The 25,228-nt window shown below is 51.9% G+C and carries 19 protein-coding genes; 3 read left to right on the forward strand and 16 right to left on the reverse strand.

Annotated features, from left to right (window positions below; all coding sequences use genetic code 11):
* Positions 1-17: 17 nt before the first annotated feature.
* Both AC506A_RS19840 and AC506A_RS19845 read right to left on the reverse strand, forming a co-directional pair.
* The gene (locus AC506A_RS19840) at positions 18-995 is read right to left on the reverse strand and encodes an RNA polymerase sigma-70 factor (RefSeq protein ID WP_495462733.1); all 978 of its coding nucleotides are present in this window, start codon (positions 993-995) and stop codon (positions 18-20) included.
* A 20-nt stretch (positions 996-1,015) separates the two neighbouring features.
* On the reverse strand, positions 1,016-2,326 hold the full coding sequence (locus AC506A_RS19845; protein WP_495462734.1) for a phytoene desaturase family protein: 1,311 nt from the start codon (positions 2,324-2,326) through the stop codon (positions 1,016-1,018).
* 165 nt (positions 2,327-2,491) lie between these two features.
* Between AC506A_RS19845 and AC506A_RS19850 the strand changes: the two genes are divergently transcribed.
* Complete coding sequence (locus AC506A_RS19850) at positions 2,492-3,271, forward strand: ABC transporter ATP-binding protein (RefSeq protein ID WP_495462735.1); 780 nt, start codon at positions 2,492-2,494, stop codon at positions 3,269-3,271.
* Between the two features lie 55 nt (positions 3,272-3,326).
* Here AC506A_RS19850 and AC506A_RS19855 read toward each other — a convergent pair whose 3' ends face one another.
* From AC506A_RS19855 to AC506A_RS19915, 13 genes are all read right to left on the reverse strand, one after another.
* Positions 3,327-3,485: a hypothetical protein gene (locus tag AC506A_RS19855; protein WP_495462736.1), complete on the reverse strand. Its 159-nt coding sequence runs from the start codon at positions 3,483-3,485 to the stop codon at positions 3,327-3,329.
* A gap of 318 nt (positions 3,486-3,803) precedes the next feature.
* Positions 3,804-5,417 (reverse strand): glycoside hydrolase family 3 protein, encoded by a 1,614-nt coding sequence (locus AC506A_RS19860; protein ID WP_495462737.1) that lies wholly within the window; start codon positions 5,415-5,417, stop codon positions 3,804-3,806.
* A gap of 21 nt (positions 5,418-5,438) precedes the next feature.
* Positions 5,439-7,109, reverse strand: coding sequence for a response regulator transcription factor (locus tag AC506A_RS19865; protein WP_495462738.1), 1,671 nt, complete (start codon positions 7,107-7,109; stop codon positions 5,439-5,441).
* Positions 7,106-8,920: a sensor histidine kinase gene (locus AC506A_RS19870; RefSeq protein ID WP_495462739.1), complete on the reverse strand. Its 1,815-nt coding sequence runs from the start codon at positions 8,918-8,920 to the stop codon at positions 7,106-7,108. The genes AC506A_RS19865 and AC506A_RS19870 overlap by 4 nt, the downstream gene beginning before the upstream one ends.
* A 69-nt stretch (positions 8,921-8,989) precedes the next feature.
* Positions 8,990-9,886 carry a carbohydrate ABC transporter permease gene (locus tag AC506A_RS19875; RefSeq protein ID WP_495462740.1) on the reverse strand — a complete coding sequence of 299 codons (897 nt, stop codon included), beginning with the start codon at positions 9,884-9,886 and terminating at the stop codon, positions 8,990-8,992.
* Positions 9,886-10,767, reverse strand: coding sequence for a carbohydrate ABC transporter permease (locus AC506A_RS19880; protein WP_495462741.1), 882 nt, complete (start codon positions 10,765-10,767; stop codon positions 9,886-9,888). The genes AC506A_RS19875 and AC506A_RS19880 overlap by 1 nt, the downstream gene beginning before the upstream one ends.
* A gap of 115 nt (positions 10,768-10,882) precedes the next feature.
* Entirely contained in the window at positions 10,883-12,244 is a 1,362-nt protein-coding gene (locus AC506A_RS19885; protein WP_495462742.1) for an ABC transporter substrate-binding protein, read from the reverse strand.
* A gap of 239 nt (positions 12,245-12,483) precedes the next feature.
* Positions 12,484-13,461, reverse strand: a complete 978-nt coding sequence (locus tag AC506A_RS19890) for an aldo/keto reductase (protein WP_495462743.1) — start codon at positions 13,459-13,461, stop codon at positions 12,484-12,486.
* Between the two features lie 439 nt (positions 13,462-13,900).
* Complete coding sequence (locus AC506A_RS19895) at positions 13,901-14,359, reverse strand: hypothetical protein (RefSeq protein WP_495462744.1); 459 nt, start codon at positions 14,357-14,359, stop codon at positions 13,901-13,903.
* Between the two features lie 25 nt (positions 14,360-14,384).
* The gene (locus AC506A_RS19900) at positions 14,385-17,315 is read right to left on the reverse strand and encodes a DEAD/DEAH box helicase (protein WP_495462745.1); all 2,931 of its coding nucleotides are present in this window, start codon (positions 17,313-17,315) and stop codon (positions 14,385-14,387) included.
* Complete coding sequence (locus AC506A_RS19905; RefSeq protein WP_495462746.1) at positions 17,312-18,916, reverse strand: SWIM zinc finger family protein; 1,605 nt, start codon at positions 18,914-18,916, stop codon at positions 17,312-17,314. Before AC506A_RS19905 ends, AC506A_RS19900 begins: the two co-directional genes overlap by 4 nt.
* Positions 18,917-19,078: 162 nt before the next feature.
* The gene (locus AC506A_RS19910; protein WP_495462747.1) at positions 19,079-20,827 is read right to left on the reverse strand and encodes a sensor histidine kinase; all 1,749 of its coding nucleotides are present in this window, start codon (positions 20,825-20,827) and stop codon (positions 19,079-19,081) included.
* Between the two features lie 168 nt (positions 20,828-20,995).
* Positions 20,996-21,670: a tetratricopeptide repeat protein gene (locus AC506A_RS19915; RefSeq protein ID WP_495462748.1), complete on the reverse strand. Its 675-nt coding sequence runs from the start codon at positions 21,668-21,670 to the stop codon at positions 20,996-20,998.
* Positions 21,671-21,828: 158 nt separating this feature from the next.
* Here AC506A_RS19915 and glsA point away from each other — a divergent pair, with 158 nt between their 5' ends.
* Positions 21,829-22,767, forward strand: coding sequence for a glutaminase A (gene glsA / locus AC506A_RS19920; RefSeq protein ID WP_495462749.1), 939 nt, complete (start codon positions 21,829-21,831; stop codon positions 22,765-22,767).
* A gap of 85 nt (positions 22,768-22,852) precedes the next feature.
* On the opposite strand, the gene AC506A_RS19925 is transcribed toward glsA, so the two are convergent.
* Positions 22,853-24,325: a DHA2 family efflux MFS transporter permease subunit gene (locus AC506A_RS19925; protein WP_495462750.1), complete on the reverse strand. Its 1,473-nt coding sequence runs from the start codon at positions 24,323-24,325 to the stop codon at positions 22,853-22,855.
* Between the two features lie 227 nt (positions 24,326-24,552).
* Here AC506A_RS19925 and AC506A_RS19930 point away from each other — a divergent pair, with 227 nt between their 5' ends.
* On the forward strand, positions 24,553-25,158 hold the full coding sequence (locus tag AC506A_RS19930) for a TetR/AcrR family transcriptional regulator (protein ID WP_495462751.1): 606 nt from the start codon (positions 24,553-24,555) through the stop codon (positions 25,156-25,158).
* Positions 25,159-25,228: the final 70 nt, after the last annotated feature.

Raw genomic sequence — 25,228 nt, forward strand, 5'->3', positions numbered from 1 at the left:
CTACACCAGGCGGCGGGCTACCGTTCCGACGCAGCCGCGATATGTTTGAGTTTATCGGGGTTGACGACAACATAGACCGATGAGATTTGATCATCTATGATCTCAAAGGTATGCACGTTATTCGGCTGTCCATGACCATCGTATCCGACAATGCCGGTTTCTCCGTTCACCTCGGACAAGGTATAGGTATAATCTTGCGGCAGCTTAGCAAGCAGTCCGAAGAAGAATGCCGCGATGCGCTCGGCGCCCAGAATCGGACGAACCGCCGCTTTCACCTTGCCTCCGCCATCCGAGTAGAGAACCGCATCCGTTCGGACAACGCTGAGCAATTGCCCCATATTGCCGGTCATGAGTGCTTGCACGAACTGCTCTACGATCGTTGAAGATTTCTCTAAGACGGGCTGCTTTGCTGGCATCTGTGCGATTGGAGTTACTTGAAGGGATAACTTCAGCTCGTCATCTTGCTCCTCCGGCATTCTGGCAATCGCAACTTTGGCCCTGCGGAAAATTTGGCGGCAATTCGTGCTGCTCTTGCCCACGATCTCTGCAATCTCGTCATACTCGTACTGCAGTACCTCTCGCAGCAGAAATACAGCACGCTCCACCCAAGATAGCTGCTGCAGCAGAAGCAAGTATGCCGTAGATATCGATTCCTTCTGCAGATACCGGTCATCCGGCTCTGCGGACGATTGCGATGCATCTCGGACAAGCGGTTCCGGCAGCCACGGCCCCACGTAGACTTCTCGCTGCTTGCGAGTCGAACGCAGCAGATCGATGCAGCGGTTCGTGACGATTTTGCATAAATAGGCCTTCATGCTGCTAACATGCTCCGGATTCTTCATACTCATGTACAGAAATGCCTCCTGCACCACGTCCTCCGCATCCATCATGCTGCCCAGCATCCGGTAGGCTAATGAAAACAGGAGCGGCCGGTAGGTGGTATAATCCGCCTCTGTTGAAGCTTCGTTGTTAGAATCGCTTGATTCCACATTCATGTTCGCACACCTCCATGTTGTTACCTCACAGCAGCACGTGCCGATCCGCTTGCTGCCAAACCAGGTGAATGCGCGATTGCCTCCGCGGCTCTGACGGCGCTTGCGGCCGATGCGTCAGCAAGCAATTCGCCATGACTGGCCCAGTCTCCTGCGACATATAGCCCTTGAATTTCGGGAACGGCCGGCCCAATGCTGCCAGACTTCTGACCGATACGCGGATAACCTTGCGTAACCGTAATATTAGGGAGGAATTGCTTCGCTACAACTTCATCCTCCCAGCCCGGCTGCAGCCAGTTCATCGTATGGATAAGCTGCTGCTCATCCGCCTTCGGATCGCTCTCACCAGGGCCGTTATATTTGATCAAATGGACAACAACCGCACCGTTATCGCTCATCGTGGCATGTGCCGAATGATTCGAGAAGAAGATCGGCTGATCCAGACCGAGCGCAAATTCATGTTCTTTGACCGGCAGCTTCTTCAGTCCGATGTCCAGGCAGGCAGCCATGGAAGCGACAGCCTCTGATTTCCATTGCTTTAATACAGTAGCTTCTGCGCCGGGCACAAGCTTATACGTTTCCGAAGGGGAGGCTGTGCTGATCACGTTTGAGGTGGAAAATGACTGCCCATCTGATAGCACAAGTCCTGTAACCTTGCCTTCCTTATGCGTGATTGCCTTGACCGACTTGCCTGATTCGATGCGCACCTCTAGCTGCTGCGCCTTCGCCCGCAGTTGCTCCACGATCGTCTGCCAGCCTTTATGCAAATAGATGACGCCTTTGAGCGACCGCTGAATTTGTCCCAGAGCCGGCGATGCCAATTGATGATCCGGGTCAAACGCATACGTCGCTGTCCTGCACAGCGCATAGAAAACATGCCTTACCATCGGATCTTGTACTTCACGTTCGGCCCACTCCCGAATGCTGGATGCTGGAATGTTGTCCGTATGCAGACGAGTTAATTTGATCATCAGCCGCATCAGCTGCATTTTGCTGGACCATGTGAGCAGCTTCGTCTTCAGCATGCCAATCGGATCCGCCCCCATTGGGACGAGCTGATTGTTCCAGATCGCATTCATTTTGGTGGATGGCTTCCCGCCCTCCGCACGAATACCGAGCTCTTGCAAAACACTATTTGCACGGCCAGCCTTATAAAGTGCATGCCCGCCTAGGTTGAGATATACGCCATTGTGATGGTTCGTTATGGCGCGGCCTCCAAGACGATTCTGTTTCTCCACTAGTAGAACTGATTTGCCGCTCTGCGCCACTTTTATCGCTGCAATTAACCCGGCCAATCCGCCGCCGATCACGGCTGTATTATAGGTATTATTCATTATTGTCGCCCTCCCTGATTGCTTTCATTAGTTAAGGCGGGGTTGGAGGGAGTTTTGTGACAGGAGTTGTGACGATTTTTTTGTTGCGCATGTGCGTGCCCTTCTATTGCCATGACATTCCAACCTGATGTAAAATTCCAGCATTGAAGGATTGGAGGGCATCCGATGATTATCGATATAGAACACGTCACATGGCGCCAAAAGGGATTGACGCTGCTGAACGATGTAAGTTGGCAGGTTTCACCCGGCGAGCACTGGGCGCTGCTAGGCTTGAATGGCTCTGGCAAAACTACGCTGTTGAACATCATAAATGGCTACATCTGGCCGACCCAAGGGGCAGTCAGCGTACTTGGGCATCGTTTCGGCGAATTTGATCTGAGGGAACTCCGCAAGGAGATCGGCTGGGTCAGCACGTCGTTGCAGGAGAAGCTTTACCCCTCGGACCTTACACAAAACATCGTCATCAGCGGCAAGCATGCAACGATCGGACTATACGATCACATTTCCGACGAAGATCTGGCATTCGCAAGATCGCTGATGGACATGCTGGGCTGCGCTCATCTGTGGAATCGAGAATTCCGCACCTGCTCGCAAGGCGAGAAGCAGAAGCTGCTCATCGCCCGCGCGCTGATGGCGAAGCCTCGCGTATTAATTCTGGACGAGCCGTGCAACGGCCTTGACCTGTTCTCCCGGGAGCGGCTGCTTGATAGCATCAAGGATCTCGCCGCCAGTGACTCCGCTCCGACGCTCATCTACGTCACCCATCATACAGAGGAAATATTGCCAGTATTTACGCACGCACTACTCATCCGAGGTGGCGAAGTGGTCCGCAGCGGAAGAACAGCAGATGTGCTGACAACAGACGGACTAAGCAGCTTCTTCGAATCGCCCGTAGTCGTGGAGCAGCATGGAGAACGGGTATATGTCCGTATAAGTACTCCATAAAAGTCAGCTATATGTGAAAGAATAATTACTAATGATTACCACTCAAGGTTCACGATCATGCGAATAGTTTCACGCAACGAGATCCCGCCGCCGCCACAGCAATGTAGATCCCTGGGGGATCTTCTTTGGCTTTTTCCGCCAAAGTTCTGCTCATGTGGATCACTGCGGGATCTTCTTTGGCGGTTTCCACCGGATTTCCGCTCATGTAGATCACTGCGGGATCCTCTTTGGCGTTTGCGCTCTCTCTTATTCTCGTTTCCCCGGAATTCTGCAAATGTGCGGTATCTGCTTGGTTACTTTCAATACGATGTGTTGCTCGTAGAGCCACTCTCGCTTTCGCTACTTTTCCGGGAATGTGTTGCTCCTAGAGCTACTCTCTCTCGCATTTCGCCGCTTTACAGGCACTGTGTTGCTCCTTGAGCCACTCTCGCTTTCGCTACTTTTCCTGCGAAGTGTTCTACCTCCAGCAGAACAAACCAAAAAAGCTGCACAAGGCCCATGGCCCGTGCAGCTCTACATCATTTCAAACCTTTTACTCGCCCCAGCGCCAGCCAAACGGATACTGCGCGGACAATGTCAGCGGCAGTCGGCCTGTCGGCGTGAATTCGCCGAGCAGTGCACCTGCCGCGGATTCCAGCGCGAGTGGACGGCATTCGTATACGGCAAGGAATGCCGGTACGTCCGGGTACACGAGCAGATCGAGCGGATTGCGGACAGACACCGCAACCGTGCGATCTCCCGCTTCCGCGAGCAACCGCGCAGCGAGCTCGCGCTCATCTGCGTGCTTCGCCGCGTCGTAGCTCACGAACACGATCTGCTCGAACGCCGCAAGATCATGCAGCGCGTCGGCAGCGCCAACGCGTCGCTCCGTCACATGCGGCATGCGCGCCGCGAGTCGGCCCCCGAGTGTACCGTCATCGGTCAGCAGCTCATCGGCTTCCGACACGGTCACGATCTCGGGCCAGAGCACGAGCGTCTTCGCATCGCGGCGAAGCGGCAGCAGTCCGCGCTCGTTCTTCACGAGCGTCGCCGATGCTTCGCTCCAGTGGCGGGCTGCGGCCTGTTGGTCCGGCGTATCCAGCGTCGGCTGAACCTCCGCCCATGGCGCAAGCGCCTCGCCAACAGCACGCTTCTCCTTCAAGCTCATGATGCGAGCCAATGAAGCATCGATGCGCGCCTCGGTCAGTTCGCCGCTCTCAACCGCGGCAACGACCGCTTCAATGGCCGCACGCTGCTTCGTCGCCGTATGGCAGATCAGCACCATATCCGCGCCTGCCTGCAGCGCCATAACAGCACCGCGCGCCGGGCCATAGAATTTGTCGATGGCATTCATCTCCAAGCAGTCCGTCACGATGACGCCTTCATAACCCAGCTCCTCGCGCAGCAAGCCTGTCAGCACAGGCTGCGACAGCGTCGAAGGTACGCCCGACGGGTCAAGCGCGGGCAAACACACATGCGCCGTCATAATCATATCCGTCTCGCCGGCTGACATCTTGAACGGCACCAGTTCAAGCGAATCAAGCCGCTCCCGATCATGTGTCAAAACAGGCAAATCCCGGTGTGAATCGACGCTCGTATCGCCATGTCCCGGAAAATGCTTCACTGTAGCCGAAACGCGCGAGCGCTGATAACCGCGAACTGCCGCCAAACCAAGCTCGCCGACAACCTCCGGTCGATCACTGTACGAACGAACGTTAATAACCGGGTTGTCCGGGTTATTGTTCACGTCGATGCAAGGCGCATAGTTCAAATTAATGCCGAGTGCGCGCAGCTGTTCGCCGCACATAGCCGCCGATTCAAATACGCCTCCTGCAGAACCTGCTGCGCCAAGTGCCATATTGCCCGGCATCAGCGTAACGCCTTTCACAAGACGCGACACCATGCCGCCCTCTTGATCCACCGCAATAAACATCGGCGATCTGCCTGCTCGCTCAGCCGATGCCATCAAACCTGCCGACAGCGCATGCACTTGCTTCGCGTCCACGATATTACGTGTGAAATAGATAATACCGCCGACGCCGTAGTCCCCAATTAGCGCTTCAATCTCTGCGGACGGTTCGTGTCCGTGAAACCCAAACACAAACAGCTGTCCGATTTTCTCCCGCAAACTAAATTGTTTCCACTCCACCTGAACTTGCTCTCCCATGGTTCGACAGCACCTCTCCCGTTAATGCTCTTCCTCAGCTTCCTCGTTAACAGCCTGAAGCGATCCGCCCCCCTGAACCACCAGTCGGTAGTCCGTCGGATTCTGCCCCGCATACTTCATAAACACTTTCGTAAAATACCGCCGTTCCGCATAACCGACTTCCTTGGCAATTTGCGCGACGCTCTTCGGCGTTTCGATTAGCAGCGACTTGGCTGTTTCCATCCGCTGACGCGTAATGTATTCGATGAACGTTTCGCCATACGTTTGCTTAAACAGCAAGCTGAAATGCGAGGTCGACAAGCCCACATACGTAGCCGCCTCCTCTACGCTGAGATCATGGAACAGATGACGGTCCATGAACTGCTTCGCATCGGTCATCTGCCGTTCGGAATGCTTGCGTTTATCCGTCGAACGAGCGACGCCTTCACTGGAAGCCTGACGAATGGCGGCGAACAAATCCTTCACGCCAAAATGCAAATCCATCTTCCGCCACATCGCTTCTTCCTGTTCGCGCGGCAGCAGATCCGCTTCCTTCAGCTCCCGCATCAAATGCAAAGCCAGAAAATGCAGCATCGGCTTCAGCCGGCCTTCCGCACTGCCGCCTGCCTTATGCAGCTGCTCCGCTAGCCGCTTCTGCTCATCATCTACGCCGGCTGCATCGCCGCGTTTCATCGCGCCGATCAACCGCTCCGCAATATCCCACAGCGTGCGTCCCGGATCGAAGCCGCCTGCCAGCTCGCTGCCGTATACGGCAATCGGCATCGATTCCGTAGACAGCTGCATGCCTCGCTGCACGGTTTTATAAGCCTTGGACAGCTCATTCATCGCCGTTACTTTATCGTAGATGCCAGCATGAAGCTGCAGCTTGGCATTCTTACGAACAGATGCAAGCAGCATGTCAGCCCACTGCTTCACCTGCAGTTCACGCGACTCCGGCGAACTGTTCCCGCCATCCACAGCCTTCTCGCCATGGATCAAGACACACCATTCCCCATCACGCATTTGGATGACGGCATGCTGCAGTCCTGCCAGCTGCAGCGTCTCGCGCAGCACATTACACACGGCAAAGTTCCATATCTTCCGCTCTTTGTCCGGCCATTCGCGCCAGTCACGTGCGTCTGCCGAACCTGCATCGATATCTAGCACGAGTAAGGTATACTGCGGCTCTCCTAATTGCTGCTCTTGTCCGGCCATCAGCCAATTGTCCGGGGTAATATCCGTATAATCCATCAGGACATCATACAGGATTTTCTCATTCGCCAAATCGATCATCCGATCAAGCTTTCGCTGCTCTTCCTTCACCTGCTGCCGCTTGTTACGCTGCTCGGACATGACGCGGGCGATAACCCCGGTCAGCTCATCGTAAGGAATCGGTTTGAGAATATAATCCTTCACGCCATACTGAATCGCAGACCTCGTATAGGAGAAGTCCTGGTACCCCGAAAGCATAATAATATCACAAGCCATCCCCTGCTCGCGAATCCGACGAACAAGCTCAAGTCCGTCCATGACCGGCATCCGGATGTCGCATAGAATCAAGTCCGCAGGCTCCTCCTGCAGAAGCTGAAGGGCCTCCACGCCATTTTTCGCGGTGCCTATTATTTCAAGCCCAAGCATACTCCATGGAATAACCTTCTCTAGGTTGCGAGTAATATGTTGTTCGTCATCGACAAGCAGCACTTTTCCGTTCATATCCGTTCACCTCTGTTCCGTGGGATCTTAATCCGGATAATGGTGCCGTAATCTTCCCCGCTGCATAGGAGCAAGCCATATGGCGATCCATAATGAATGCGCAGCCGATCTGCGACGCTTCGCAGTCCAAGTCCGCGTCTCTCACCTTGCTCAGCAACATTCAAATCGAGGTCCCTCTCTTCAGCGCGGCTAAGTCCGTTAATCCGTTTCAACGCAGCTTCATTCATGCCAATTCCATTGTCGGAAACGGTAAAGATGACAGCACCTTCTTCCAGATGGACCGAGATCGTAATTAAGCCGATATGGCCAAGTCCTTCGAATCCGTGTTGGATACTGTTCTCGACAAGCGGCTGAAGCGACAGCTTCAATATCGTATAATCAAGCGTCTCATCCGGGATCAACAGCTCGTAGCTGAATACATCCTCGAAGCGGTATTTCTGAATTTCCAAATAACTGCGAACATGCTCGACTTCTTGGCGCACCGTAATAATCTCAGAATGATGCATGCTCGTTCGCAGAAGGATGCTCAATCTGCGCACCATCTGCATGATTTTTCCGCCCTCATTCTGTGCTGCGAGCGCATTAATCGATTCCAGCGTATTAAACAGAAAATGCGGCTTGATCTGCGCCTGCATCAACATCATCTCGGCGCGCTGCTTCCGTTCCTGCTCCGTGCGCACCTCGCTCAGAAGGCGACCGATCGTCTCAACCATACTGTTGAAGCTTCGGGCGAGGAGCACCGTTTCATCCTTGCCTTTTGCCTGAACGCGGGTATCCATCATGCCCTGCTCCACGAGACGCATTTTGCGAACAACCCGAATGATGGATTTCGCGACCCGACTAACGAAGAAAATATTGAATAGAATCGCGAAAATCAAACAAAGCAGCGTAATGCCGCCAATCCACTGCACGAAACGTATATTCTCGCTCGTGAGCGACTCCCATGACTTGACGGAAATAAGGATCCACCCGCTGCGGTCGAGGTTATACGCCGAGACAAGAGAATCCTCATGATTGAACATGGTGCGGGAGCTTATATATCGCTGCGTATGCTCCAACTCGAGCTGTGTTTGATGCCTTGCGTATCTTCCCTCTAATTGATGCTTGCTATCCAGCATCACCAGTCCGCCGCTGTTGATGATTAAGTATCGTGTCTGTGTCTCTTGTTCCCCTGACAGCGTAAAATCCTGCAGCATATTATCCACTTCATCCGTCTTGACCTGCGTTACCATAATACCGGATTCGTTGAACGTTTCCATGTCTCGTACAATTCGCAGCTGCGTAAATAAGGCAGCACCTGTGCCTGTCAATCCTGGCTGCTCGTATGGACCAATCCACATCGGCTTACCGTTATAGCGCTTGATTTCTGGGAAGATGGCATGGTTCTTCAGCATATCATACGTGATGTTCTTAAACGTAGTCGGATCATTACGATAAGAACGGAACATCGTCCCGTCCTCGCCGTAAAGCATCACCATACTGAGCGCCGGATTTTGCCACAGCAGCTTTCCGAGCGACTTCTCGTATTGGCTGATTGCTATTAGTCTGCTGGCATCATTAATCGAATTCCGGGAGCTGCGCAGCGCATCTTGAACGGTTGCGTTCGTAACGCTGATATCGCTGAGCTGATCCAGCTCCCGGAAGAAATAACGAATATTGCCGCCAACTGCCTTGAGCGTAATTTCTGTCTGCTCACTGTACTTCTTCTCAAGCAGCTGCTCCGAATTAAGAAAGGACACGATGCCTAGAAAAATAAGCGGAGCGACAATCAAACCTATGAAAGCAAGCAGCAGCTTCGGACGCAGATTCATGGAACGGCTCCTTTATGGTTACATTTCTCGCCACGAGCGAGCGAGTCCGCCCCAGTCTGTGTGCGAAGTCTAGCCCTTTACGCTGCCCGCTGTCATACCGTCAATAATTTGTCGCTGCAGGAACATGTAGACGAGCAGCACCGGAATGATGCTGATAATGACCGCCGCAGAGAGTGATGCAAAATTCGTCCGGTAGCCGTCATTGAAGGTCGCCATACCGGTCGGCAGCGTACGCAGCGATTCTGTCGTGACGAGAAGCTGTGAAAGTATATATTCGTTCCAGTTCCCGATGAACGCAAGGATAAAGACCGTAACGAGCGCAGGCATCGAAACCGGGATGATCACTCTGGCGAACAATCCCGCAGCACTAAGCCCGTCCATAATGCCGGCTTCTTCAAGTTCCGACGGAACAGATTGCATGAACGCATACAGAATGAAGATTGTAATTGGCAAAGCATAAGTGCAGTATACCAAAATGAGCGCCTGATGCGTATCGTAGAGATTCAGATCGTTCACTAAACGGTAGAGCGGAATAAACAGCGCACCGGGAGGCACAAGCAAACCCATAAGTATAAACGCGTAGATCTTCTTGCTCATCGCCTTATATTTCATCCGGGACAAGGCGAAAGCCGTTGCAGAGGAAAGCACAATGGTGAGCAGACAAGCAGCCACCGTTACAATGAGACTGTTAAAAGCATACTGGCCGATATGGGCGCTTTCCCAAGCAGCCTTATAGTTGTCGAAGTTAAACGTGGATGGCAATGCCCATGTGTTGACCGTAATCTCCCGATTGGTCTTGAAGGAAGACAGGAGCAACCACAATAGCGGGAAAAGGATAACGATCACATAAACCCAAAGCGAGAGATGAAGCGGCCACTGGCTGTTTCGTACTCGGTTCGAACGGTGCAGTTTGCTGGCCGTATCACGCGTTGGTGTAATTTTGCCGTTTGTCATGACGCGTTCCATTAGTACTGCACCTCCTCGGATTTCGATACGCGCTGCAAGATCGCCGTCATCGCTAAGATAAGAATAAACATCGCGACACCGATTGCGCTTCCATAGCCAAGCTCCAAGGAGCGGAAGCCGATTTTGAGCGCATAGGTCGACATCACCTCAGTAGACTGGAACGGTCCGCCATTGGTCATAATTTGCACAATATCAAGCACTTTTAATGTACCGGAAACGGTGAGCAGCAGCATCACGAACAGAATCGGACGCACGAGCGGCAATGTGATTTTCCACGTTTCACTCCAAGCATTAACCCCATCGATCTTCGCAGCTTCGCCGATTTCCTTCGGAATATTCAGAATCGCTGCAAGACAAAGCACAATGAAGAAACCAATGTTCTGCCAAGCGTTTGCAATCAGAATCGACAGCATCGCCAGATGCGGATCGGAGAGCCATTCCTTCGCCCAGCTTTCGCCGCCGATTGCGCGCAGCACCTGGTTGATCATACCGGACTCATAGTTGTACAGCACGCCGAACAAGATTGCAACCGTTGCCGTGGAGATAACAACCGGTACGAATACAGCTGATTTATAGAAGCCGCGCATGCGTCTCGCTTTACTTACCATAATGGCAATAAGGAACACGAGCGGAATGTTGACGATAAGGGAAAAAGCCATGAAATAAAAGTTGTTGCGGAGCGATTTCAAGAACACTTCGTCGTGAATTAATCTTGTGAAGTTATCGATACCGATAAATACTTTCTCGGAAATGCCATCCCATTGATAAAATCCATAAATGAAAGACACAATGACCGGATAAATGAAGAACAAACCGTATAACAGAAGTGTTGGGACGACAAAAGCCAAATAGGTCCATGGGTTTCTCAGCGCTTGATTCATCGGAATCCTCCTAGCAGGTTAGGCGTATAAAAAGAGGGTGCCTGTTACGGCAGGACACCCTCCATTCATCATACAAGTTGTAGCTTCTGTGCAGCGTTCACCACTGCATCAGCGTTTATTTTTGCGCGTTTGCTTTCTCTTGGGACGCTTGGATTTTCGCTGCTACTTCATCCGGCTTCTTCACTTTGCCGATAAGCTCTTGCAGACCTACACCTACATCAGCGCCAACGCTTGGTTGCACGATTGCGTCAAATGCTTTCCAAGAAGTCGATGCGCCGCCCATTACGTTCAGAACATCCGAGATTAACGGATCTACGCCGGACAGATCGGACAGCTTCATGGAAGGAAGTACTTTGTCTTCAAGAAGCGTGCGTTTTTGGATTTCTTCGTTGAAGAAGTTCGCGATGAATTTCGTTACTGCTGCTTTTTGATCTTCGTCCAGGTCAGCCGAGAAACCGAAACCATTCGAATAGCTCGCATTGATTGACGTTTGATCGCCTTTACCGCCATCGATGGACGGGAAGGAGAAGTAACCGATGTTGCCTTTCAGGTCGCCTGCTTCGTCACCGGTAAAGCGGTTTGCATCCCAGCTTCCTGTGAAGACCATAGCTGCGTCGCCTTTCAGGAATTGCGCGCCTTGCTCCGCATATGGCAAGCCAAGAGCACCTTTAGTGAAGTAATCGTTATTAACTAGTGTTGCGTAATCCGAGAAGCCAGCTACGAAATCAGGATCTGTCCATTTTGCTTCGCCAGTCACCAACTTGCTGAATGCGTCGATGCCAACGTGACGCTCCATCACTGTGTTCCACAACATGCCGTTAACCCAGCCGTCTTTGGCCGCAAGCGCGAATGGCGTTTTGCCTTTTGCTTTTACAGCGTCAGATACTTTAATCAGGTCTGCGAATGTTTTTGGAACTTCAAGGCCGTACTCTGTGAACATTTTTTTGTTATAGAAAACGCCTTCGCTGTAACCGCCGAATGGAAGGCCGTACACTTTGCCGTCTACAGTGAACTCATCCAAGCTTGCAAACTTGTCTTTGATGCCAAGCTCTTCAATGATTGGCGTCAGGTCGAGCATGCGGCCTGCTTTTACGTATAGGTTCAAGTCCGCGCCGCCGAATACTTCGAAGATGTCAGGCGGGTTGCCTGCTGCCATTTCCGCTTTCAGCTTCTGGTCGCGGTTAACGACTTCGTCGATTCCTTCGAGTTCGAATTTCAGGCCTGCGTTATCTTGTTCTGTTTTGGCAACTACATCTTGCAAAATTTTAAGACGCACTTTGCTTGTTTCTTTAATTTGCGTGTGACGCAGGGAAAGCGTAACGTCTTTTGCCACAGGTGTTTCGTTCTTTGAATTATTAGTTGTTCCAGCGTTAGTCGCTGCGTTGTTTGTGTTGTTGTCGTCTTTGGAACCACAAGCGGAAAGTACTAGAGATGCCGACATTAGAGTAACTGCCGCGACTGTAAAACCTTTCTTCATAAAAAAGACCTCCCAATGTGTAATCGTATATTTGTTTACCGCTCTTCCTTACACTTTGAATTATAGAGGGAGCGGCAAGAACGCAGGAGGTCGAAATTACAACGAGTTTGGGATACTTTTAGGCGGGGATGTGAGGGAAGGGATAATAATAAACGACCCACAGGAGGTCAAAATCCTGTGGGCAGCGTTTTCAATCAGAGAATAATATCCTTAATGTAAGGTTTCATGACATTTGTATCCTACCAAGCGTATGCGCGCGGCGCTTCTCCGCCTGGACCAGGGAAAATCTCATCGATCCGTTTCAGTGTCGACTCGTCCAATTCAAGCTCCACTGCACGCAGTGAGCTTTCGAATTGTTCCGCTGTACGCACGCCGATGATTGGCGCTGTTACGGCAGGGTTGGAAAGCAGCCATGCGAGCGAGACCACATCCTCGCGTTCGCCAAGCTCGTCGCATAGTGCACCGTATGCTTCCAGCTGTGCAGCGTGTTTCTCGAGGCGATTGGTATCGCCGCTGCGTTTGCCTGCACTGCCGCGGCGAGCATTTCCGGCGAGCAAACCGCCGTCGAGCGGACTCCATGGAATGACGCCGATGCCAAGTCCTTGTGCTGCTGGCAGCACTTCGAGCTCCGGCAAGCGGCAAAGTAAGTTATATTTATGTTGCTCCGACACAAGTCCGAGTATTCCGCGAGCTTTCGCTTCGCCTTGTGCGACGGCAAGATCCCAGCCTGCAAAGTTGCTGGCGCCGACGTAGCCGATTTGGCCTTGTGTTTGTGCCGCTTGGAATGCAGGCCATAGCTCGTCCCAGCTTACGTTGCGGTCAACGTGGTGCATTTGGTACAGCTCGATATGGTCGGTTTGCAAGCGCTGAAGCGATGCTTCCAGGTGACGGCGAAGCTTATAAGCAGACAAGCCGCCATCGCGGTTTGGTCCATCATTCTTGTTACTCATGTCGCCGTAGAATTTCGTAGCCAGCACGGTACGCTCGCGGCGTCCGCCGCCTTGCGCGAACCAACGACCGATGATTTCCTCTGTGCGGCCGGCATTCTCGCCCCAACCGTAAATATTCGCCGTGTCAAAGAAGTTGATGCCCGCATCCAGCGCCGCATCCATAATCCGAAACGCTTCCTGCTCGTCCGTATCGACTCCGAAATTCATCGTTCCCAAGCACAAGCGGCTAACCTTCAAACCAGAACGTCCCAAATAGGTATACTTCATCTTGATTTCACAGCTCCTCTTCCATGTATGAATGAGATAAGGAAATAACTCCCTTTCCTATTATAAAGAATTTGCTGGGGAAAGAAAAATGAAGTTGGTGTTTAGTTTTGCTCGCCATGTAAGTGTAGTTGCATGGAAGTGGCCGATGAAGCGCAAGTTCGGCTCCTCGGCCAACACTTCTAAGCGAGCGTACTTGAGTAATGAAGCTCTCCTGGTGAGCTAAATTGGCTAGAAATCGATGTGGTTGTGCTGATGTGGATCTCCTGGTGAGCTACTTTCGATGAGTTCAGAGAATGCTCAAATAGAACACAAGTGTGGCTCCTAGAGCTACACAGCTCTACATCACGATCACATATAACAGAGACAACCCACGAGCAACAACAAAAGACGACGATAACCATCGCCGTCTTCTCTACAAACACTATGGCAGATGGTGAGACTACTCACCATCACGCATTCCTTGAACAGCCGCGCGAATCGCGCCATAAAATTCGCGCCAATGCGGTGCGGCCTCGGCTGGGCCGATTAAGTTTTGCGGCGTATTCGATTCAGCCAGCCCAGCTTCCGACAGTTGACCGCTTAGATGGAGGCGGCTAGCCCTCTGCGATACATCAACCGCAGGTGAAGCAGCCTTGGCGTGACCCGCGACAACTTCTCCAGCCTTCACCTGACCCTCACCAGCGCCACTTATGCGCTCGGCTTCAACTTCTCCAGCTTTGGCCTGATCCGCGCCAGCGCCGTCATTCACACGTGCCGCATCATCAGTGGCGTCTACTCCAGCATCCCGATCCTCAGCAACTTCCACCGCTGCATCCAATCCCGCTACCGTGTCTGCCTCTGCCTTCAGTGCTTCCATTACTTCATCATCATGCACTTGATTACCCGTCCATTCTTCCATCGGTTGCCTTGCACCTCACTATCGCTTAGCCCTTGAGCCGATGCTTACGGAGCGAGAACAGCTCACGCAGCTCGTCAGTCGACATCTCGGTAATCCAATTCTCCGATTGGCTCACGACTTGATCATTGAGCATCTGCTTCCGCGTAATCATATCGTCAATTCGCTCTTCCAATGTGCCGAGCGTTACGTATTTGTGCACCTGCACATTACGCGTCTGGCCAATCCGGAACGCGCGGTCCGTCGCTTGATTCTCGACTGCAGGATTCCACCAGCGATCGAAATGGATAACATGGTTGGCCGCCGTCAAATTGAGTCCGGTGCCACCGGCTTTCAGCGACAGGACGAATGCACAGCCCGGCTCGGCTTCATTTTGGAACCGCTCGATCATGTTGTCCCGTTCCGCCTTCGGCACTGCGCCGTACAGATAAGGCGTCGGAATGCCCAGTCGCTCTTCAATGAGCCGCTTGAGCGTTGATCCCATCTCCACATACTGCGTGAAAATCAAACAGCGCTCGCCTTCCGCCGCAATCTCCTCCACCATCTCAAGCACGCGGAGCACTTTATTCGAGCGCTCCGGATCCCACGCTGAGGGGAATAGCGTCCGATCTTCCTTCATTAATAAGCTCGGATGATCGCATACCTGCTTCAAGCGAGTAAGCGCAGAGAGTATGATACCCCGGCGCTGCAGTGCACCGACCGCCTCCAGCTGATTCATCAGTTCAGACACAATATTCTCGTACAGCGCACCTTGCTCCACAGTCAGCGACAAATACGTACGCATCTCGTTCTTCTCCGGCAGCGCAAGCGCGATGGCAGGATCTTTCTTTAACCGGCGCAGCATGAATGGCTTCACCCAGCGCTGCAGCTCTGCGATAAGCGCCTCATCGCGCTCCTTCTCAATCGGCAGCACAACGGCTTTACGGAATTCAGTCAGCGTCCCAAGATAACCCGGATTCGTAAAATCATACAACGACCACAGCTCGGTCAACCGGTTCTCCATCGGCGTACCTGTCAGCGCGACCCGGTGATGCGCGGAGAACCCGCGAATCGCGGAGGATTGCTTCGTATAGTAATTCTTAATATTCTGCGCTTCATCCAAACAAAGCACATCCCACGATACAGCGCCAAGCTCATCCTCATCGATTGGAGCTAGCGTGTACGAGGTTATAACAAGGTCAACCTCTGCCGCTTCCGCCGCAAATTCCTCTCCGCGCATACGCTTCGGCCCATAATGAACCATGACACGCAGCTCCGGTGCGAAACGTTCCAGTTCCTTCTCCCAGTTGCCGATAACGGACGTCGGGCAGATCAGCAGCGACGGGCCGAAGCTCCCATGCTCCAATACATGCTGCAGATAAGCTGTAAACTGAATCGTTTTGCCAAGCCCCATGTCATCTGCTAAGCAGCCGCCAAGTCCGAACTTCCGCAGAAATGCGAGCCATGATACCCCTTGCAGCTGATAATGACGAAGCTCCCCTTGGAAAGCATCCGGTGTAGCAATAAGCGGCAAATCCGCCGATTCATTCAGCTGTCCGATCCAAGTTGCCAAATGCTCGTTCAGCTCAATCTCGGCTGTCAAAGCATCTTGAAGCTCATCCTCCGGCTCCAGCTCTGCTCCGCCGCGCAGATGCATTTCCATCACATCGCGCATCGTTAAACCGCGTTTCCCGCCATTCTTCTTCAACCACTTGCGAAGCCGTTCCACATCGCCGGGGTCAAGATGTACCCATTCGCCGCCAACTTGCATCAGCCTGCGGTTCTCAGACGCCAGCTTCATGAACTCCGCTTCCGTCATATCGACATTGCCAACGGCAAGCTTCCAGTCAAAATCAACGATTTGCTGAAGGCCGAACATCGACTGCTCGGCAGAACCGACAGACGATCTTACCTTTGCTTTCAGCTTCATTCGGCGGCTTCGCGCCGCTTCCCACCAAGATGGCAGCAGCACGGAACAACCTGCGGCAAGCAGCTTCACGCTCTCCTGCTCCAAGAAGGCATACGCCTGCGCATCGTTCAGCTCAATGCGGATAAGTCCTTCATCTCCATGGTCAAAAACTTCCCCAGAGAGCACCCATTCCGGCAGCGCCGCCGCCCACTTCATCTCTTCCTTACGCATCCGCTCGGCAAAAGGCTCCCGCCATGCTTCCGGAGCATCCTCCGACAGCACAAATCGTCCTTCCCCTTGCACATCAGACACATCATCGTTAAGCGCAAGTGTCATCCAGCGACCGCTGTCTTCACGGTCCCGAACTGCCGGACGCAGCCGCCAGCCCTGCCCATCATTGGGCTCAAGCAGCTGCAGAGCAGTACGGAAAGGCGCATTATCCTGCTTCATTCCGATGGAGACCAGCCAATCGTCCTCATCGGCCGCTTTCATCAATAGCGCACCTTCACCAGCTTGAGATGCGGCGTTTCGCCAAGCCGCGCCAACCGAATCATCGGAAGCGATTAGCTCCTCCACGATACCGCTTAGCCACCCTTGTACCGAGCCGATATCTCCCTGCTCATCGAGCTGAGCGGCAAGCTGCATCCAATCCTTGCGAGTCTTCACTTCGCCTTGTGGTACATCCAAGCGCCAAGCTCTCGCTTCAGCCTGCCAACGCGACCAATCCGGTGAAAACCAGCCGTGGAGCAGCGCCTCGCGCAGCATCACAGCAAGCTTCGCCAGCGTGTGCAGTCTGTCAGTCCATTCTACTTGCAGCAGCCTAACCGGCTGCGGGGAGGACAAATAATCCATCGCAATCGCCGGCGACAACGGCAGCTCGGTACGTTTGAGCCGCTCGTCCGTACGTTCTTCGATCTCTGCGCCAAACCAAGAAGCCTCGTGCCAAGCGAAGAGAAGGCGGCGCAGACGAAGCGTTAATCCAGCTACATGCCCAGCTGCAAGCACAAGGCCTTCGCCCTCTTTCCAAAATCCGTCAACGACGACCGATTCAGTTCCTGTGTACCCTCTCATGTGATGATTTTACCCCTCCAAAGCTCTTCCTGCAGCGCGCGCAGGCGCCCATGCTTTCGTACGATACCATCCACATAGCGGCTCCATTTATCGTTATGCTCTTCCGCTTTATACAGCTTCTCAAGCTTCTTCATCAGCTTGACCGCTTGCTTGTAGCCTTGTCGATTACGCGAACGAATCGCGCCGTCAATCGCTTGATGATACAGCGGATACAGCACGCGGGGAGCTGCCTTGCTGATTTCCCGCACCAATTGGATATCCATCTCATCTGGCTCGATGCCGAATAATAGCTGCAGATCTGCCCATTTCTCATAATGTTTGCGATCCAACCAGTGTTCCGTCAACGCCGAGTACGAGTACGGCAGGAACGAAACCAAATACTGCTGCCAGCTCGGATTGTCCGGCTGCTGAAGATCAGCAAGCCGGCACATGGACAAGAACGGTCCAAACGCCTTGGATTTCCGCTCAATCGATAAGCCGCCGTACAAGTACCGAATCCAGTTCTCGAGCTTCTCCCAATTCCGCTCCTCAAGCCGCTGCAGTGCACAATCACATGCAAGCAGCGCCGTCCGATTAAATGGGGTTCTGGCAAGCAGCTCCATGGCATAGTCGTCGTTATTCTCCGCATAAGCGAGAAAAGCCATTGCCATAGGAGCGAAGAAGCTCGCATGTCCAGCGTTTCTTTCCTCTGCCAGCTTCATCTCCAGCCAATGCTTCTCCTTGCCGGTCCAGCCGGAATCGTGAACCAGCTGCCCCCATATCGAGAAATACAGCGCCTCCCATCTGTGGAGCTGGTGTTCACGATCCATTTCCCGTTCATGGAACAGCTCAAGTAATTGTTCAACCCCGACACGTTCAATGTCCGTCATGGTATCGGGTGTAAGTTCTCCTGCTAGCTCGTGATATTGATTGATCCAAGGCTCCGTCATCCGCGCGAAAGCCATCTCATAATAGTAACGGCTGTAGCTGTCTGTAATCGAATAGGCCCGTTCCGTCTGCTCCACGACAAAAATAATGCCATGCATCCAGTGCAGCCGTCTCAGTCCTTCATCCCAATTCTTCGAAACCGCCTTAATCGCCGACAAAACCGGCTGCAACGGATGCAGGGAGTGCCTGCATTGCCGCCATACTTCGCCGTGCTTCGCTTCCATATCTTGCTGCCATAGACGCGGGTCACCTTCGAGACCGGTCTTAGTCGCAGCAATGACAGCCGCTTCAGGGATCGTATCCCCAGCCCCCCGCTGACCTTCAGTAAACATCGGATCGCGACCATACAACACACGGTTGTGCACCTCGTCCGCACTTCTTCCCGCATAGTCATAGTAAGCGTAGAAAACAGCAGCCATATGCTTGCAATATCCTTTAGCCGGACAAGTACAAGTACTAAAACCGAATTCATCGCAGTCGAGCGTAACGGCAAAAATTGCAGCATCCTTGACGGTTCCATATACAGAGGTTCCTTCCATCACTTGAACGGAAAGCACCTTCTCCCGGCGGTAATAATCAAAGCCAAGCTGCATCACCTCAAGGGGGATGCTGCTTGCGACAGCTGTTTCCAAAGCTTGCAGCCGCTGTTCATCCAGTTGAAAAAACGTGCTCACGATGCGTCCCCCGTTCCTCAATAACCATTCCAACCATTATACCACATTCACAAACGGTTTCGCTTTGAACTGGGACAGACATGAAGAGAATAAAAAAAGCCCCTTGTCCGGACCAGCAATTCCGGGCAAGAGGCTTGGCATGATTTTCAAAAACAGTCACTCTTAATAAGGCACTTTCACGATAAATGTCACCGTATTCGGTTCATTGATGGCAAGGTTTATGGCACCTTTGTACTGCTCCACGATGGACTTCACGATGTGCAAGCCAAGTCCGGAATGACTGCCTTTCTTCGACGTATAACCTGCCTGGAATAACGGTTTATTCTCAAGCTCGGCTGCGCGCAAACAAGTATTACTTACGGCAAACTCATAATAACCGGTTCTCTGACATGCCTCGATGTGGACCGTGCGTTGACCTTCTGCGTAATTGAGCACCTCGTCAAACGCATTATCGATCAGATTGCCGAGCAGCCTTGTCATATCAAGCGACTTCATCCCAAGCTCCAGCTTATTGATATCATTGAAATCCGCCTTGAATTCTACCTTGAGCATCTCAGCCTGCAAACCCTTCGCACGAATGAGCGCAGCGATTGCCGGATTGCCGATATCGATAATATCGTTCATTTGTCTGATCTCGCCGGTCAATTCTGCCGCGTACGACTTCAATTCCTCCGTTTTGCCAAGCTCAGCCAACGCGTGAATGGTCTGCACATGGTTAGCAAAATCATGCCGCTGAGCGCGAATCGACTGGAACAATCCGTTTATTTCATCCAAATACGTCTCTTGCGCCTTACGAATCAACTTATCCTGCGATTTGCGGTAAGCAGAGACGAACAAGTAGACCAAGATTAAACTCAGCACAGTTACAATGCCGATAATCAGCGCTATATTGATAAACTGTTTATCCAGCGTCTGTTGAATGGTCGCATAATCGGAAACAAGCGAAATCACATAGCGATTTAGCGGCTCGCCATTCTTATCAAGCATACTCGCCGATTTGGTTTGGATATCAACCGGAATAAACAGCTTAATAACATGTTTGCCGTTGATGACATCATTCTGATAAACCTTAATGTTCTTCTCATTCGCCAATTTCACGTTAGCCAAATCATCAGGATCCTTAAACTTATATGTTCCATTGATGATTTCATTTTGCGTCTTGTGCTTGAGAACGTCACCGTTATCGGTAATGGTTGTTTTATCGCCATCTCCGAATGTCTCCGGATTAATAATCGTAATTTCACTTAACGATTTATTCTCTTTGAGCGTCAGAGAGATCAGCTTATCAACCCCGGTTGCATCGTCGTAAGCATGCTGCCTGCTGTCATAGCTGATATAGGGATCAATCATATAGTTGGTCGTACCGTCGTAATAGTAGCCCCATTTTTGAATAGAGCTTGTGTCAGTCGTGGCAAACTCAAAAGGTCCTGTCCAGAAGTTCGTTAAATGCTGGCCCCAGTCAATCGTAACCTTGTGTTCATCGAACAGCTGGTTGAATGCTTGATACCATGGCTTCCACGTATTTGTCTTGTATCCGATCTGTTTCGGACTGGACGATTTATATAGGATGATATTGTCTTGGGTTCGTTTGAGCAGCGTAATGCCAACCATATCAAGCTTCTTCGAGAGCTCCACCAATTGCGAGTTGGACACTTTCTCGACATCCGGACTCAGTGCGAATTGGGTTGCGATCGAGACAGCGCGAAGCTCGCGGCCGATTTGCTCCTGATATTTCTCTGCGCCATTGCGGGACAGCTCAATGGAAATTTCAATCTGTTTTGCAACCGATTCCATTTCATGCTCAAGGCTGTCTTCCAGTGAATCCTTGGATGTAAAATAATAGATGGTATTATTGACGCCAAGTAACAGCGCGATCAATAAGATGGCAAGAAGCCACGCATTACGCCGCATTTCGACAGACTCTCCGATCAAATTCGATATTTCTCTCAATTATGTACGATTTCATAGAGAGTGACAATGAAAGAATTGAACAATAATGGGTTTTACGAGCTAAATATGGGGGATTTTAACGCAAAAAAGCGGTGTCAGCACGTAAGAAACATGCTGACACCGCTTATTTTAGGAAGAAAGTCTTTTGAAAAAGGCCAGAAGTGCCCATTTACGCTCTTGTCGTTTCTTGTAACGCGGCAAAGCTCGATACAGGGTTCCGCATTCTACCAGTGTTTGCTTCGCATCTTCCGCACGTCCCAGCTGTGAATAGAGCAGAGCCAGCTTATAATAAGCCTCGATGGAAGAAGAATGAATGGCGCGGAAGGATTGCAAATGTCCGATTGCCTTCTCTGGATTGCTTCTGGCATGAATCCCAGCTAAGCGTAAGTAGGGCGTCCCGTACTTCACTCTCGGATTGATCGAAAGTGCATTGCCAATTGCCGCTTCGGCTGCATCCGTTTCACCAAGCTGACTGAGACAAGCACCGAGATCATCCCAGAATTCCGCGGAGTGCTCCAGTGCATCCTGCAGCGGCATCAGCCATTCCTTCGCTTCTTTATAACGTTTGCGTTCTATCAGCAGTCGAGCGAGCTCGTGTTTGGCTGGAATATCGTTTGGATTCATGAGGATTTGCTGGCGCAGCCTTCTGATTGTACCGAATCTGCGCAGCGGCTTCACGAAACTTGGCGTGAGTCCGACGAACCTGCGGTCCAGTACATAAAGCAGGGCTAGAAGGACAAGAACAGCAAGGAACGGACTGCCTGTCAGCCACCATAACAAGCCGAAAAGTAGGATTTTAATCATAGAGCCTCCTGCTTTCAATAATGAGGTTGATTCCTGTCATCATTGTACACGATTGGCCAAGCTCTCAGATAGTGGGAATTCGATTTCCTCTTGCAGAGCAACTCAGGTGAGCCGTACACTATGAAGTAGAAAAGGACAGCGAAGAGGATGGGGCGACAATGATGATGGAGCAATTGCGGGAAACGCTGCCGTTATGGGTAAACGCAAGCCGGCTGCATGCCAGCGAAGGGCAAGTAGCCTCCTATATTCCGGAGCTTGCTAAGGCGCCTGAGGATGCGCTGGGTGTTACGATTATGGGTGCCGGCGGGGAGACGATTAGTGCTGGGGAGACTGACTTTCCTTTTACCATGCAGAGTATATCGAAGGTGTTCACACTTCTCCTAGCCCTAATGGATAACGGCGAAGACGGTGTATTTGCTAAAGTTGGCATGGAGCCGACCGGCGACGACTTCAATTCAATGCTCAAGCTTGAGCTCGTTGAACCGGGCAAGCCGTTTAATCCGCTTATTAATGCCGGTGCAATCGCGATCAGTTCGTTGATTCACGGCGATACACCTGCGGCCAAGACGCAGCGCATTCTGGCCTTCTTCGCGGAAGCGGCAGGCGGTGCAGCGCTGTCCGTCAACGAAGATGTCTTCCGTTCCGAATCTGCAACGGCACATCGAAATCGCTCGCTTGCTTATTTCCTAAAGGATAACGAAGTGCTCGGTGACGAAATTGACGTGGAAGATGTGCTCCGCGTCTACTTCCAACATTGTTCCATCGAGGTCAGCTGCAATCAGCTTGCACGTATGGCGCTGCTTCTGGCATTCGACGGCTTCGATCCGCTGGTTGGTCGACAAATCGTACCGAAGCGTTACGTGCAAATCGCCAAAACCTTCATGATTATGTGCGGCATGTACAACGCATCCGGCGAATTTGCGATTAAAGTCGGCATCCCGGCGAAGAGCGGCGTCTCCGGCGGCATTCTCGCCCTTGTTCCCGGCCGGTACGGCATCGGTGTCATCGGTCCGGCACTCGGCACCAAAGGAAACAGCACCGCAGGCGTCCATTTGCTGGAGACGATGTCGACCGCGCTCGATTGGCGAATTTTCTAATATTGCGGTGAGACAATGAGAAAAGAGGCTGAACCAGTGGGATCCCCACCTGTTCAGCCTCTTTTATTTGATGCAAATGTTGCAATTAACCTACATGCATCATCATTTCCGGTTGTTTGTTGCCTTCTTCACCGGCAATCGGTGCCGGTTTGCGGAGCAATAAGCCCAGTACAGCGCCGAAGATCGCGATGAACGTCAAGATCAGGAACGTATCGCCGAATGAGAGCGAATAAGCTTCAAGCTCACTCTTAGCCGTCGGTCCGTAGAACACCATGCGTTTAGCAAGAATGGTTGCCAAGCCTGCTACTGCAAATGAAGTCATGATTTGCTGCGCAGCATTCGTAAGGGAAGTTACGCGGCTGACGAGATCACGCGGTGCCGATTGCATCAGATGCGTGTTCAGCGGCATCATCGACATGCCCATTCCTGCTCCGAGCAAGGCCAGCGGCCCCATGATCATCATTTTGCCGGATTCTGCATCAACATGAGAGAAGATGTATGCCGCTACTGTTACTAGCAGCATCCCTGCGAATACAAGCGGTCTTGCGCCGATCTTATCGTAGAGCATCCCGCCGATTGGCATGAACAAACCTGCGGCGATTGCTTGCGGAAGCATAATGAGTCCTGTGTCAAATGCACTGTAGTGCTGTGCTTGCTGCAGGAACAGTGGAACTAGGAACATCGTGCCAAACAATGCGATTTGGGAAATCCATTGCACGACAATCCCTTTCGTGAAGTCCATCGAACGGAAAACACGTAGCTCAAGTAGTGGATCTTTACGTCTGAGTTCAACGATAACGAACAAGATAAGTGCTACTGCTCCAACAACAATACCGATAATCGTCTTCGATGCCGTCCAGCTTACTGCACCTTCACTAACACCGTAGGAAAGACCGGCGAAAGCGATTGGAGCCAAGAGGAAACCAAGCTTATCAAGTGCGGCTACAGCTTGACGCTCGATGCGAGGCAATGAGCGAATACCAAGGAATACGCCAAATGCACCAATTGGAATGTTGATCAGGAACAACCATTTCCAGCTGACATAGTCAACCAGGTAACCTGCAAGTACTGGTCCAAGCGCCGGAGCAAGAAGGATCGGAATCCCCATCATACCCATAACTGCGCCAACCTTCTCCGGTGGGCTAAGACGATAAATGAAAGCCATCGCAACCGGGAGCACCATACCTCCGCCGACCCCTTGAACGATACGGAAAATAATCAAGGTCTCAACAGATGTTGCCAACGCGCAAAGCAGCGAGCCTACCGTAAACAGAAATACGGAGATGAGAAACACTTGTTTTGCGCCGAAACGGTCAGACAACCATCCGGCAAGCGGGATGACCGCTGCTTGTGCCAGTGCATACCCTGTAACGGTCCAGGATACAACCTGATACGTCGTGTCAAACTCTTTAAGCAAACCCGGAAGCGCCACGTTAACAGCAGTTCCGTCCAGCACGACCATGAAAATCCCGATAATAATTGCTGCCAGCGGCCCTAATATTTTCCGAATGGAAAACGGCTCTTCGCTTCTTGCAGCTGATGTTGCTTGTGCAGACATGGTACTCTCCAGCTCCCTTTACCCGTCCTATGCTCCTTCTGATCCTCGCACTTACATTGACCCTTCCTATGGAGAGGAGTACAATGAAGGCATCGAACCTGATTCGGAACATCTCGGTTTTTTATAAATGGACAATTGTCCGCTTTAAATACAGCTTACCTAACGCTAGGCGCATTGTCAATGAAAGACAATGTGAACTTTTTTCAATTTCAGGAGGTTCATGGCATATGCAGCAACGGAGCGAACGAAAGGACGCCGCCAGACACCGCGAGCTCATACTCGATACAGCGTCCCAGCTGTTTCATGAACATGGTGTGGATAGCGTCAGCATGCATCAGATTGCCAAGTGCGCAGGCGTCGGCCAAGGCACATTGTACAGACGTTATTCCTCCAAGGCCGAGCTCTGCATGGAACTTCTCACGGATAGCTTCGAGCGATTTGCATCCCATATTTCCGATTATCTTGCGCTCGAGGCACAATTGCCGGTACGCGAACGAATGGAAACGTTTCTATCGCGCTGGATTGATTTTCTCGCAACCGAAATGCAGTGGTTTAATGCGATTCAGCCGGATGCTTGGTGTTCGGATGATCGGGAAAATATGTTCGGCTCACCGCCTTTTCAATTTGTGACAGGCGTCCTGAAGAAATTGCTTGATGAAGCTGTTGCGACCGGCTTGGCACCCAACGTGGATACCGAATTCGCAGCCTTCCATATTACGATCTCCATGAGTCCGATTTCGTTCCTCTACTTCACCGACGATCGCGGACAAACGACGGAACAGATGAAGTCTAAGTACATTTCTTATTACAGTAGCCTATTCCTCGGACGATGATGCAGGTGCAAAAAGGACGCTGCCCGAACAATCCCTTGTAGTTAAAGGGGTTGCCCGGCAGCGTCCTTTA

This window comes from Paenibacillus sp. N22P23, from assembly GCF_059383735.1.